At 60.6% G+C, this 12,957-nt stretch carries 14 protein-coding genes; 2 read left to right on the forward strand and 12 right to left on the reverse strand.

Translation table 11 applies throughout. The features are described 5' to 3' along the window. The first annotated feature begins 137 nt into the window (after positions 1 to 137). Positions 138 to 824 (forward strand): OmpW/AlkL family protein, encoded by a 687-nt coding sequence (locus GJV18_RS16760; protein WP_160347636.1) that lies wholly within the window; start codon positions 138 to 140, stop codon positions 822 to 824. Between the two features lie 53 nt (positions 825 to 877). On the opposite strand, the gene GJV18_RS16765 is transcribed toward GJV18_RS16760, so the two are convergent. The 4 genes from GJV18_RS16765 to GJV18_RS16780 are packed head-to-tail and all read right to left on the reverse strand — an operon-like array spanning position 878 to position 4,591. After that, positions 878 to 1,810, reverse strand: a complete 933-nt coding sequence (locus tag GJV18_RS16765) for an NAD-dependent epimerase/dehydratase family protein (RefSeq protein WP_160347637.1) — start codon at positions 1,808 to 1,810, stop codon at positions 878 to 880. Then, entirely contained in the window at positions 1,803 to 2,687 is an 885-nt protein-coding gene (locus GJV18_RS16770; RefSeq protein WP_160347638.1) for a sugar nucleotide-binding protein, read from the reverse strand. The genes GJV18_RS16765 and GJV18_RS16770 overlap by 8 nt, the downstream gene beginning before the upstream one ends. Before the next feature lie 15 nt (positions 2,688 to 2,702). Beyond that, positions 2,703 to 3,185, reverse strand: coding sequence for a single-stranded DNA-binding protein (locus GJV18_RS16775; protein WP_160347639.1), 483 nt, complete (start codon positions 3,183 to 3,185; stop codon positions 2,703 to 2,705). A 17-nt stretch (positions 3,186 to 3,202) separates the two neighbouring features. After that, the gene (locus GJV18_RS16780) at positions 3,203 to 4,591 is read right to left on the reverse strand and encodes an MFS transporter (protein ID WP_160347640.1); all 1,389 of its coding nucleotides are present in this window, start codon (positions 4,589 to 4,591) and stop codon (positions 3,203 to 3,205) included. Positions 4,592 to 4,726: 135 nt separating this feature from the next. Here GJV18_RS16780 and uvrA point away from each other — a divergent pair, with 135 nt between their 5' ends. After that, positions 4,727 to 7,561 (forward strand): excinuclease ABC subunit UvrA, encoded by a 2,835-nt coding sequence (gene uvrA / locus GJV18_RS16785; RefSeq protein ID WP_160347641.1) that lies wholly within the window; start codon positions 4,727 to 4,729, stop codon positions 7,559 to 7,561. A gap of 114 nt (positions 7,562 to 7,675) precedes the next feature. Here uvrA and bfr read toward each other — a convergent pair whose 3' ends face one another. From bfr to rpmJ, 8 genes are all read right to left on the reverse strand, one after another. Then, on the reverse strand, positions 7,676 to 8,140 hold the full coding sequence (gene bfr, locus GJV18_RS16790; protein ID WP_160347642.1) for a bacterioferritin: 465 nt from the start codon (positions 8,138 to 8,140) through the stop codon (positions 7,676 to 7,678). A gap of 132 nt (positions 8,141 to 8,272) precedes the next feature. Further along, positions 8,273 to 9,652 (reverse strand): Na+/H+ antiporter NhaC family protein, encoded by a 1,380-nt coding sequence (locus GJV18_RS16795; RefSeq protein WP_160347643.1) that lies wholly within the window; start codon positions 9,650 to 9,652, stop codon positions 8,273 to 8,275. A 164-nt stretch (positions 9,653 to 9,816) separates the two neighbouring features. Beyond that, positions 9,817 to 10,203 (reverse strand): 50S ribosomal protein L17, encoded by a 387-nt coding sequence (gene rplQ / locus GJV18_RS16800; RefSeq protein ID WP_160347644.1) that lies wholly within the window; start codon positions 10,201 to 10,203, stop codon positions 9,817 to 9,819. A gap of 44 nt (positions 10,204 to 10,247) precedes the next feature. Next, positions 10,248 to 11,249, reverse strand: coding sequence for a DNA-directed RNA polymerase subunit alpha (locus GJV18_RS16805; protein WP_160347645.1), 1,002 nt, complete (start codon positions 11,247 to 11,249; stop codon positions 10,248 to 10,250). 23 nt (positions 11,250 to 11,272) lie between these two features. Beyond that, positions 11,273 to 11,893: a 30S ribosomal protein S4 gene (gene rpsD / locus GJV18_RS16810; RefSeq protein WP_160347646.1), complete on the reverse strand. Its 621-nt coding sequence runs from the start codon at positions 11,891 to 11,893 to the stop codon at positions 11,273 to 11,275. A 17-nt stretch (positions 11,894 to 11,910) separates the two neighbouring features. Next, positions 11,911 to 12,300, reverse strand: a complete 390-nt coding sequence (rpsK, locus tag GJV18_RS16815) for a 30S ribosomal protein S11 (RefSeq protein ID WP_013789773.1) — start codon at positions 12,298 to 12,300, stop codon at positions 11,911 to 11,913. A gap of 30 nt (positions 12,301 to 12,330) precedes the next feature. After that, the gene (gene rpsM / locus GJV18_RS16820) at positions 12,331 to 12,687 is read right to left on the reverse strand and encodes a 30S ribosomal protein S13 (protein ID WP_058070007.1); all 357 of its coding nucleotides are present in this window, start codon (positions 12,685 to 12,687) and stop codon (positions 12,331 to 12,333) included. A 133-nt stretch (positions 12,688 to 12,820) separates the two neighbouring features. After that, positions 12,821 to 12,937, reverse strand: coding sequence for a 50S ribosomal protein L36 (gene rpmJ, locus GJV18_RS16825; protein ID WP_002555468.1), 117 nt, complete (start codon positions 12,935 to 12,937; stop codon positions 12,821 to 12,823). Positions 12,938 to 12,957: the final 20 nt, after the last annotated feature.

The raw sequence follows: 12,957 nt of genomic DNA on the forward strand, positions 1-12,957 counted from the left end.
CACCCGCGTATGCAGCCCGCAGCAGCTCGGCGCTATAGATAGCAAGCTAATTTATTGAGCTGGATCAAGAGTCGCATTTTCCGCCGCCCTAACATCGTACTCAGCCAATACGAACCGATGCTCTATGGGAGTGCACCATGCGTAAATCAGTCTTCACCGCTTCTCTGCTGGCCCTGGCCATTGCCGCGCCCATGGCCCATGCCTATCAGGCCGGCGATATTATCGTGCGAGCCGGTGCAATCACCGTTGACCCGCGCGAAAGCAGCAGTGATATCTGGGTCGGCGCACTGAATACTGATGTAGCCGGCACCAAAGCCACCCTGGATAGCGACACCCAGCTGGGCCTGAACTTCGCCTATATGCTGACCAGTCATGTCGGCATTGAGCTGCTGGCCGCTACCCCGTTCAGCCATGATGTCGGCGTTAAAGGTATGCCAGGTGCTTTCGCCGGGCTCAATGGCAAGCTGGGCAGCCTCAAGCATCTGCCGCCGACCGTTAGCGTGGTGTACTACCCGCTAGATTCCAGCTCGGCCTTCCAGCCCTACGTTGGCGCCGGCATCAACTACACCTGGTTCTTCGACACGGAGCTGAGCGGCGCAGCCGAGGACAAAGGTTTCAGCGGCCTGGATCTGAAAGACTCCTGGGGCCTGGCAGCTCAAGTGGGCATGGACTACATGCTGACCGAGAACCTGCTGCTCAATGCCCAGGTGCGCTATATCGATATCGACACCACCGGCACCACCAACTTCGGCGGCGCCAAGGTCAAGGTTGATGTAGACGTAGACCCGATGGTCTATATGGTCGGCCTGGGTTACAAGTTCTAACCCTGCCCCATAAAAAAACCGGCTATTGCAGCCGGTTTTTTTATGCCTGGTGCTTAACCTTGCAGCAAACGCTGCAAGCCCTCGGCCAGAGGCGTTGACGCAGGCAGCTGATACGCCGCACGCAGGCGCTCGATGGCCGCCCGGGAGTGGCGAATATCACCGGCGCGCGGGGACAGATACCGTACCTCGGGCAACCCACCACAGAGCCTGCCAACTTCGGCCAGTAGCTGATTCAGGCTGACGGCCTGATTCCAGCCCACATTCACCGCACCGAGAGGCACCTGCGGCAATTGCAGGGCCTGCACCAGCAGCTGCACCAGATCGCTCACGTAGAAGAAATCCCGGGTCTGCTCGCCATCGCCGAATACGTTGATCGGCAGCCCCTGCTGGGCATGCTGGGTAAAGATGCTGATCACCCCGGAATAGGGCGAGGATGGGTCCTGGCGCGGGCCGAAGATATTGAAGAAGCGAAAGATCGCAGGTTCCAGCCCATGCTGGCGGCGATAGAAATCCAGGTAATGCTCGCTGGCCAGCTTGTCCGCCGCGTAGGGGGTCAACGGCGCCTTGGCTGTATCCTCGGCAATAGCCTGGCCCTCCCCGTTATTGCCGTAGACCGCCGCACTGGAGGCAAACAACACCCGCTTTACACCGCGCTGGCGCATGGCCTCGCAGACATTCAGGGTGCCGACAAAATTGCTCTGGTGGGTGCCAACCGGATCATCCACCGAAGCCTGCACCGAGGCCACGGCGGCCAGATGAGCCACCGCCGAGCAGCCCTGCACGGCCGCACTGACCGTCGCCGCATCGGCCACATCGCCCTGAATAAACTCCAGAGCCGGATTATCCAGCGCCAGGTTGGCCAGCTTGCCCATGGACAGGTTGTCCAGCACCCGCACGACATGGCCGGCAGCCAGCAGCGCATCGACCAGATGAGAGCCGATAAAACCGGCGCCGCCGGTGACCAGAATCTTGGATAACTCAGACATGGCGGTAATAACGATCCAGCAGAGCAGGCAGCCCGGTACGCCAGGCCCTGGGCTTGATACCAAAGGTGTGGAAGATTTTCTTGCAGGCCAGCACGGCGTGCTGCGGCTCTTCCGCAGAGTCGGCGCGAGCGGCATGGGCCTGGGCGCCAATTTCCTCGATCAGGTTGCCATGCAGTTGGCGCGCCTCGCTCAACACCGCCTGACCCAGGGTCAGGCTGGTGGTCGCCTCATGGCCGCCATAGTGATAGGTGCCCCACAACGGGCTGTTGCAATCGAGCTGCTTGAGCACCGCCAGAATCACCCGCGCCGCATCATCCACTGGAGTCGGATTGCCACGTCGGTCATCGGCCAGATAGAGCACGTCGTCGCGCTCGGCACGCTGCAGAAAGCGCCCGAGCAAGCCATCCGGGCTGTCGTCCAGTAACCAGCCAAAACGCAACAGCACATTCCGCGGACAGCTGCGCCGCACCACCTGTTCCAGCGCCAGCAAAGCCTGACCGCGCGCGCCAAGGGGCAATGGATCGTCCTTTTCGCTATAGGCAGTGGCGCGCGCGCCATCGAAGACGCGGTAGCTGGAGGGTTGCAGCAGACGGATCTCATGGTGCTGGCACAGCTCAGCCAGGCGCTCGACTGCACGGGTCTGCTCGGCAAAGCGCTCGGCGCTGACCTCGGCGGACTGGAACCAGTCGAAGTAGTAGGCCAGGTTGACCAGAGCATCAGGACGGGTCTCGTCCAGCAACTGGGTCAGGCTGGCCGGATCCCAGCCGGATTCCGGCGGTCTGGGGGCGAGAAAGCCGATGTCTTCCTCGGCGCCCAGACGGATCAGTGCCTGCCCCAGGGCGTTACCGCCCCCCAGCAGCATCAAGCGCATGCGCATAAACGGCGGCAGCCTTTAGAACGGAATATCGTCGTCGAAGCTGTCATAGTCCGGGGCGGGCTGGGCAGCCGGCTGCGGCGCCGGGCGGGCCTGCTGCTGCGGCTCGCGCTGAGGGGCTGGGCGAGACTGACGCGGCGCGGAATCGTCACCACTGGGACGGCCGCCGAGCAGCTGCATGGTGCCCTGCATATCGACGATGATCTCCGTGGTGTAACGCTTGATGCCGTCTTTTTCCCACTCGCGGGTCTGCAGCTTGCCTTCGATATACACCTGGGAACCTTTGCGCAGGTATTCGCCGGCAATCTCGGCCACCTTGCCGAACAGGGCAACGCGGTGCCACTCGGTCTTCTCGACCTTCTGCCCGGTCTGCTTGTCGGTCCACTGCTCGCTGGTCGCCAGGCTCAGGTTGGTGACAGCGTTGCCGCTGGGCAGGTAGCGGACTTCCGGGTCCTGACCGCAGGTGCCGACCAGAATGACTTTGTTAACCCCACGGGCCATAACGTTCTCCTAAGCTCTCAGCAAGCCACCGGCGCCGTCTCGATCAGGCGCTCAAGGGACTTGCGGTCCAATTGTTGGGTATCCACTTTGATATAGATGGCGGCCTCTTCAACCACCACCACGGCATCCGCCACTCCGGGCACTGCCTGTAAACGCTCGGCCAGCCCCGCATCCTGTAGAGCCGCACTGGAAAGCGGCAGGCGCAGGCTGGTGACATAAGGCGGTTCGCGCATAGTAACAGCAAAGGCCAGCCAGAAAAGAGCCAACAGGGCGCAGCCGAGGAACACCCCCGACAGGCTGTAGTGCTGGTACAGCCAGCCACCCAGGATGCCGCCAATGGCGGCGCCGAGAAACTGACTGGTGGCGTACACCCCCATCGCCGTGCCCTTGCCGCCAGCCGGGGCCACCTTGCTGACCAGTGATGGCAGGGAGGCTTCCAGCAGATTGAAGGCGGTAAAGAACACCACCATGCCCAGCACCAGGCTGCGCAGATCCTGCCCGACCAGGGCGAAGAACAGCTCGCAAGCCAGCAGTACGCAGACCGCGCCGAGCAGTACCTGCTTCATCCGGCGCTTTTTCTCGCCATAGATAATGAAGGGCACCATGGCGAAGAACCCCACCAGCAAGGCCGTCAGATAGACCCACCAGTGCTCCTCCTTGACCAGGGCGCCCTGCTCCACCAGGGCCAGGGGCAAGGCGATAAAGCTGGCCATGAGAATCGCGTGCAGGGCCAGAATGGCGAAATCCAGGCGCAGCAGATCGAGGTTCTTCAGGGTCGGCCACAGCGCCTGGCTGGCCACCCCGGATTCGCGATGCTGCAAGGCCGCGGCCGCCCGCGGCACCCAGGTGGCTACCACGAGCATACCCAGCAGGGCCATGGCTGCGGTGGCGAGAAACAGCCCGGACAGGCCGAAGGCGCGGGTCAGCAGCGGGCCGACCACCATGGCCACGGCAAAGGACAGGCCGATACTCATGCCGACCATGGCCATGGCCTTGGTGCGGTGCTGCTCGCGGGTCAGATCGGAGAGCAGCGCCATCACCGCCGCCGAGATGGCCCCCGCGCCCTGTAACACACGCCCGGCAATCACCCCGAAGATAGAGTCGGCATTGGCCGCCAGCAGACTGCCGGCGGCAAAGATCAGCAGCCCGGCATAGATCACCGGACGCCGGCCAATACGATCACTGAGCATACCGAAGGGAATCTGCAGGATGGCCTGAGTCAGACCGTAGGCGCCGATGGCCAGACCAATCAGGGCCGGGGTGCTGCCCTGCAACTCCATGCCGTAGGTGGCCATGACCGGCAACACCATAAACAACCCCAGCATGCGGAATGCGAACACCAGCGCCAGGCCACTGGCTGCGCGTGTTTCGCCACCGCTCATGCGCTCGCTGTGCGGATCGTGCATGGGAAATGCCCTATTAAAAACAGGCGGCGATTCTAGCAGTCTGATCGTCCATGGCACAGCAGTGACGCTTTGCCGCGCAAGGCCCCCGGCCCGTATACTCGGTGGTTTTCCGCCCGCCACGGGAGGCCGCTGTTTGTGGACAAGATTCTGATCCGGGGTGCCCGCACCCACAACCTGAAAAACATCGACCTGACCCTGCCCCGCGACAAGCTGATCGTGATTACCGGCCTGTCCGGTTCCGGCAAGTCGTCGCTGGCCTTCGACACGCTCTATGCCGAGGGCCAACGCCGCTATGTCGAATCGCTGTCGGCCTACGCCCGGCAGTTCCTGTCGATGATGGAAAAACCCGATGTTGACACCATCGAAGGCCTGTCGCCGGCGATTTCCATCGAGCAGAAGTCCACCTCGCACAACCCGCGCTCCACCGTCGGCACCATCACCGAGATCTACGACTACCTGCGCCTGCTCTACGCCCGCGCCGGCACCCCGCGCTGCCCGGATCACGACCTGCCGCTGGAGGCGCAGACCATCAGCCAGATGGTCGATCAGGTGCTGGCCCTGCCCGAAGGCAGCAAGCTGATGCTGCTTGCTCCGGTGATTCGCGAGCGCAAGGGCGAACACCTGGCGATTTTCGATGAGCTGCGCGCCCAGGGTTTTGTCCGCGTACGGGTCAACGGCAAGATTTACGAGCTGGACGAACTGCCCAAACTCGACAAGCAGAAGAAGCACAGCATTGACGCCGTGGTGGACCGTTTCAAGGCCCGTGGCGATCTGCAGCAGCGCCTGGCCGAGTCCTTCGAGACCGCGCTGAAACTGGCCGACGGCCTGGCGCTGATCGCGCCGATGGAAGGGGAAGACGGTGAGGAAATCATCTTCTCCGCCCGTTTCGCCTGCCCACAGTGCGGCCACTCGATCAGCGAGCTGGAACCCAAGCTGTTCTCCTTCAACAACCCGGCCGGCGCCTGCCCGACCTGCGACGGCCTGGGCGTGAAGCAGTTCTTCGACAGCAAGCGCCTGGTCAATGGCGAACTGACCCTGGCCGAAGGCGCGATTCGCGGCTGGGACCGGCGCAACGTCTATTACTTCCAGATGCTCGGTTCCCTCGCCGCGCATTACGGTTTCAGCCTGGAAATCCCCTTCGACGACCTCAGCGCCGAGCACCAGAAGTGCATCCTGTTCGGCAGCGGCACGCAGAACGTCGACTTCAAGTACCTCAACGACCGTGGCGATATCGTCAAGCGCTCGCACCCCTTCGAAGGCATCGTGCCGAACCTGGAGCGGCGTTACCGCGAGACCGAATCCACCAGCGTGCGCGAGGAGCTGGCCAAGTTCCTCAGCACCCAGGCCTGCCAGGATTGTCGTGGCACCCGCTTGCGCCGCGAGGCGCGGCATGTCTGGGTGGGTGAGAAGACCCTGCCGGCCGTCACCAGCCTGCCGATTGGTAGCGCCGCCGAGTATTTCACCGCGCTGAGCCTGCCGGGCCGACGCGGCGAGATCGCCGAGAAGATCCTCAAGGAAATCCGCGAACGCCTGCAGTTTCTGGTCAACGTCGGCCTCGACTACCTCACCCTGGATCGCAGCGCCGACACCCTGTCCGGTGGCGAGGCCCAGCGCATCCGCCTGGCCAGCCAGATCGGTGCCGGCCTGGTGGGGGTGATGTACATCCTCGACGAGCCAAGCATCGGCCTGCACCAGCGCGACAACGAGCGCCTGCTCGGCACCCTCAAGCACCTGCGCGATATCGGCAATACGGTGATCGTGGTCGAGCATGACGAGGACGCCATCCGCCTGGCCGACTATGTGGTGGATATCGGCCCCGGCGCTGGCGTGCATGGCGGGCAGATCGTCGCCCAGGGCACCGCCGCCGAAGTCATGGCCCACCCCGATTCGCTCACCGGCAAATACCTCTCCGGCCGAGTGAAGATAGCCGTGCCGGCCCAGCGCACGCCCCGGGACAAGAAGCTCTCGCTGAAGATCAAGGGCGCCCGCGGCAACAACCTGCGCAACGTAGATCTGGAAATCCCCATCGGTCTGCTGACCTGCGTGACCGGGGTGTCCGGCTCGGGCAAGTCGACCCTGATCAACAACACCCTGTTCCCCCTGAGCGCCACCGCCCTGAACGGTGCCACCACCCTGGAAGCCGCGCCCCACGACAGCATCGACGGCCTGCAGCATCTGGACAAGGTGGTGGATATCGACCAGAGCCCCATCGGCCGCACGCCGCGCTCCAACCCGGCCACCTACACCGGCATCTTCACCCCGATCCGCGAGCTGTTTGCCGGGGTACCGGAAGCGCGCTCACGGGGTTACGGCCCGGGGCGCTTTTCCTTCAACGTCAAGGGCGGGCGCTGCGAAGCCTGCCAGGGCGACGGCCTGATCAAGGTGGAGATGCACTTCCTGCCGGATATCTACGTGCCCTGCGACGTGTGCAAGAGCAAACGCTACAATCGCGAAACCCTGGAAGTGAAGTACAAGGGCAAGAACATCCACGAGGTGCTGGAAATGACCATCGAGGACGCACGCGCCTTCTTCGATGCCGTCCCAGCCTTGGCGCGCAAGCTGCAAACGCTGATGGACGTCGGCCTGTCCTACATCAAGCTCGGTCAGTCGGCGACCACCCTGTCCGGCGGTGAAGCCCAGCGGGTCAAGCTATCCCGCGAGCTCTCCAAGCGTGACACCGGCAAGACCCTGTATATCCTCGACGAGCCGACCACCGGCCTGCACTTCGCCGATATCCAGCAACTGCTCGACGTGCTGCACCGCCTGCGCGACCACGGCAACACCGTGGTGGTGATCGAACACAACCTGGACGTGATCAAGACCGCCGACTGGCTGGTGGACCTTGGCCCGGAAGGCGGCTCCAAGGGCGGGCAGATCATTGCGGTCGGCACACCGGAAGAAGTGGCCGAGATGCCGCAGTCCCATACCGGGCATTTCCTCAAGCCGTTGCTGGAGAGAGACAGAGCCTAAGAGCAGCCACAAGCCTGAAGCTCCAAGCCACAAGAAAAAGCCAGAGCAGATCATCTCCGCTCTGGCTTTTTCGCTTCTGCTCTTACTTGTAGCTTGTAGCTTGTAGCTGGCCGATTACATCTGGCTTTGCAGATAGTTCTCCAGACCCAGCTTGTCGATCAGGCCCAGCTGAATTTCCAGCCAGTAGGCATGGTCTTCCTCGGTATCCTTGAGCTGGGCCAACAGCATGTCGCGGCTCTGATAATCCTGATGCTGCTCACACAGGGCAATGCCCTTGGCCAGGGCCGCGCGCACCTCGTACTCCAGGGCCAGATCCAGCTTTAACGCCTCCGGCACCGTCTGGCCAAAGCGGAATGAATTCGGCGTCATATCCGGCACGCCCTCAAGGAAGATAATCCGCTTGAGCAGCGCATCAGCATGCTGGGTCTCTTCCTCCATTTCATGGTTGATCCGCTCGTAGAGCTTGCTAAAGCCCCAATCCTCATACAGGCGCGAATGCACGAAATACTGATCCCTGGCAGCCAGCTCGCCCTTGAGCAGCTGCTTGAGGTAATCGACAACCTGCACATGGCCTTTCATGAGGACAGTTCCTTAAACAAAGCTGGATGACTGCCTATGCTCCGCCTCAGTCTGGAGCGGGTCAAGCGCAGCGCCCTGCTGGCAGACAGAAAAAACGGGCCCGTAGGCCCGTTTTTTTCCAATCCTGCTCGCTTAGGCGATCAGGATAAAGCCGACAAAGGCTACTGTCGCCGCCACCAGGGTGTAAGGCAGCTGAGTGACCGCATGGCTGATCAGGTTGCAACCCGAGCCCTGGGCCGCCAGCACGGTGGAGTCACTGTAGAAACAGGCCTGACTGCCAAAGGCCGAAGCCGACATCAGCGCGCCGATCACCAGCGGCACATCCGCCTCCAGGGCAAAGGCCAGAGGCATTACGATTGGAATGGTTACGGCAAAGATGCCCCAGGAGGAGCCGGTGGCGAACGACAGCACCGCCATGCACAGGAACACCATGGCCGGCAGCATCTGCGGGGTCATGTAGGGCTTGAGGCTTTCGACCACATACTGCGGCAGCATCAGCTGGTCACAGACATCCTTGAAGATAAAGGCGGCAACGCAGATACCGATGGCCGGCAGCATGGTCTTGAAGCCGTCCATCATCTGCTCCAGCATCTCGGCCAGGGGCATCAGACGCTGCAACATGTAGAAGGGCACGGTCAGCAGCATGGTGGCAATCATGCCCATCCACACGTCGATGTCGAAATAGATGGTGAACCCCACCAGCATCAGCAGCGGCACCAGGAAGTTATAGAGCTTGCCGCTTTCCTTGTCCGCACCCTCGAACTCCTCCTCCATGGATTTCATCGAGAAGTTGTGCTCGGGATTCAGCTCGCCCACATGCATGGCGCCAGCCGAACCATGCTGAGCTTGCATCTCGGCCTTGCGCATCGGCCCGAAGTCCGGCACCAGCCCCATCGCAACCAGCAGTACCAGAATCACCGCAGCCCAGGCATAGAGCATGTAGGGAATCGCCTGGATATAGGTGGCGATACCCTCACCCGTGGCGGCGATGTCGTTGTTTTCCAGCAGACCACCGAAGAATACGGCCCAGGTCGACAGGGGCACCAGCACGCAGATGGGCGCTGCAGTGGAGTCAACGATATAGGCCAGCTTCTCGCGGGAGATACGGAAACGATCGGTCACTCGCTTCATGGTCTCGCCCACGGTCAAGGCGTTGAGATAATCGTCGACGAAAATCACCAGGCCCAGAAAGAACGTCATCAGCAAGGAAGAACGCTTACCCTTGGCCACCAGCAATGCCGCACGGCCAAAGGCCAATGCGCCACCGGTACGGATGAGCAAGGCAATCAGGGCACCGAAGCTGCCGCATACCAGGATCAGCCAGCCGATGGTTTCATCCTGCATGACCTTGAGGGATATCTCGGAGAAATTGGTCATCGCGTCCTGCGGCGACAATAGCAACAGGCCGGCGGCAGCACCGCAGACCAGAGCCAGTATGGGACGACGCAGCCACACAGCCAGGAGCAGCACGACGGCAGGGGGGATCAGACTCAGAGCAGTTGGTTCAGACATGATGTGCGATTGTTCTTATGGAGGCCCGAGGGCGTGAACGGAAGACCGATGCACCATACCCGAGGCCATAATCGAACACAATATCAAACACGACGTGCGGAATATTATTCACGCCCAAAACAAAAAAACCGGGCCAGGGCCCGGTTTTTTCTACAACCTACGACTTACTCAGCGTCTACAGCTGCACCAGCGACCGGACGGTCAACCAGCTCAACATAAGCCATTGGAGCATTGTCGCCAGCGCGGAAACCGCACTTGAGGATACGCAGGTAACCGCCCTGACGGGTGGCGTAGCGCTTGCCCAGGTCGTTGAACAGCTTGCCGACGATAGCTTTCGAGCGAGTACGATCGAAGGCCAGACGACGGTTGGCAACGCTGTCTTCTTTAGCCAGAGTGATCAGCGGCTCGGCAACGCGACGCAGTTCTTTGGCTTTCGGCAGAGTAGTTTTGATCAGCTCATGCTCGAACAGCGATACCGCCATGTTCTGGAACATGGCCTTGCGGTGTGCGCTGGTGCGGCTGAGGTGACGGCCACTTTTACGATGACGCATGGTTCAATTCCTTACCAAACTTGTTCGTTCGGTGATGATGACGATCAGGCAGTCGCCTTATCGTCTTTCTTCAGACTTGCCGGCGGCCAATTGTCGAGGCGCATACCGAGGGACAGACCGCGAGAGGCCAGAACATCCTTGATTTCAGTCAGGGACTTCTTGCCCAGGTTCGGGGTTTTCAACAGCTCTACTTCGGTACGCTGAATCAGGTCGCCGATGTAGTAGATGTTTTCTGCCTTGAGGCAGTTGGCCGAACGCACGGTCAGTTCCAGGTCGTCAACCGGACGCAGCAGGATCGGATCGATCTCGTCTTCCTGCTCGACAACAACAGGCTCGCTGTCACCCTTGAGGTCGACGAACGCAGCCAGCTGCTGTTGCAGAATGGTTGCGGCACGACGGATAGCCTCTTCAGGATCCAGGGTACCGTTGGTTTCCAGATCGATGACCAGTTTGTCCAGGTTGGTACGCTGCTCGACGCGAGCGTTTTCCACCACGTAGGACACCCGGCGCACAGGGCTGAACGAAGCATCCAGCTGCAAGCGACCAATGCTGCGGCTTTCGTCTTCATCGCTCTGACGCGCGTCAGCCGGCTCGTAGCCGCGACCACGAGCTACGGTGAGCTTCATGTTCAGCGCGCCAGTGGAAGCCAGGTTGGCGATTACGTGGTCGCCATTGACGATCTCGACATCATGATCCAGCTGAATATCGGCAGCGGTTACTACGCCCGAGCCCTTCTTCGCCAGAGTCAGTGTCACTTCGTCACGACCGTGCAGTTTGACAGCCAGACCTTTCAGGTTGAGCAGGATTTCAATGACATCTTCCTGAACACCTTCGATGGCGGAGTACTCATGGAGTACGCCGTCGATCTCGGCCTCGACTACTGCACAGCCAGGCATGGAGGACAACAGGATGCGACGCAGCGCGTTGCCCAGGGTATGGCCAAAACCACGCTCGAGAGGCTCGAGGGTGATCTTGGCGCGGGTCGGACTGACCACCTGCACATCAATGTGACGGGGGGTCAGGAACTCATTTACCGAAATCTGCATGGAATGCACCTATTTTCTAGCCCTTACTTGGAGTAGAGCTCGACAATCAGGCTTTCGTTGATGTCGGCGGAGAGGTCACTGCGAGCCGGAACGCTTTTGAACACGCCGGATTTCTTCTCAGTGTCTACTTCTACCCATTCAACGCGGCCACGCTGGGCACACAGCTCGAGAGCCTGGACAATGCGCAGCTGATTCTTCGACTTCTCGCGAACGGCAACCACGTCACCAGCTTTAACCTGGTAGGACGGTACGTTGACAGTCTTACCGTTTACGCTGATCGCCTTGTGCGAAACCAGCTGACGGGATTCAGCGCGGGTAGCACCAAAGCCCATACGGTAAACCACGTTATCCAGACGGCACTCGAGGAGCTGCAGCAGGTTCTCACCAGTAGCGCCTTTCTGACTGGCAGCTTGCTTGTAGTAACCGCTGAACTGACGCTCAAGTACGCCATAGATGCGACGAACTTTCTGCTTCTCACGCAGCTGGGTGCCGTAGTCGGACTGACGGCCACGGCGCTGACCGTGAATACCTGGGGCTGCTTCGATGTTGCACTTCGATTCCAGAGCGCGGACGCCACTCTTCAGGAACAGATCGGTGCCTTCACGACGAGACAGTTTGCATTTGGGACCAATGTAACGAGCCATTTCTCACTGTCTCCTGATTACACGCGACGCTTCTTCGAAGGACGGCACCCGTTGTGCGGGATAGGCGTCACATCGGTGATGCTGGCGATCTTGTAACCGCAGCCGTTCAAAGCACGGACAGCGGACTCACGACCCGGACCTGGGCCTTTGACGTTGACGTCAAGATTCTTCAGGCCATATTCCAGGGCAGCCTGACCAGCACGCTCAGCAGCCACCTGGGCAGCGAACGGGGTGCTCTTACGGGAGCCGCGGAAACCCGAACCACCGGAGGTAGCCCAGGACAGGGCGTTACCCTGACGGTCAGTAATGGTCACGATGGTGTTATTGAACGACGCGTGGATGTGGGCGATGCCATCAACCACCGTCTTTTTGACTTTCTTACGAGTACGAGCAGCAGGTTTTGCCATGACTAAATTCCTGTCGATGCGCGAATGCGATTACTTGCGGATCGGCTTACGCGGGCCCTTACGGGTGCGAGCGTTGGTCTTGGTACGCTGACCACGAACCGGAAGGCCGCGACGGTGGCGCAGGCCACGGTAGCAACCCAGATCCATCAAGCGCTTGATTTTCATATTCACTTCACGACGCAGGTCACCCTCGGTATTCACCTTGGCTACTTCGCCACGCAGCTGCTCGATCTGCTCGTCAGAGAGATCCTTGATCTTTGCTGCCGGATTAACGCCGGTAGCAGCACAGATTTTCTGTGCAGTGGTACGACCAACACCATAGATGTAGGTCAGCGAGATAACAGTGTGTTTGTTATCCGGAATGTTAACGCCTGCAATACGGGCCATTCAGTGGAACTCCAATTGACAGCTACCTACGCCCCGGAAGCCAAGAAATAGGGCGCGAGATATTAACGCTGTAGAAACAATTAATCAACCCGGCAGCGCACTAGCTGCCGGGCTTGAAACGCTTGATTCACACTCAGCCTTGGCGCTGCTTGTGACGCGGCTCTGCACTGCAGATAACCCGTACGACACCTTCGCGACGGATAATCTTGCAGTTACGGCACAGCTTTTTCACCGATGCACGAACTTTCATTACCAACTCCTCGAACCTTA

Source organism: Pseudomonas xionganensis (assembly GCF_009763245.1).
GTDB lineage: Bacteria > Pseudomonadota > Gammaproteobacteria > Pseudomonadales > Pseudomonadaceae > Aquipseudomonas > Aquipseudomonas xionganensis.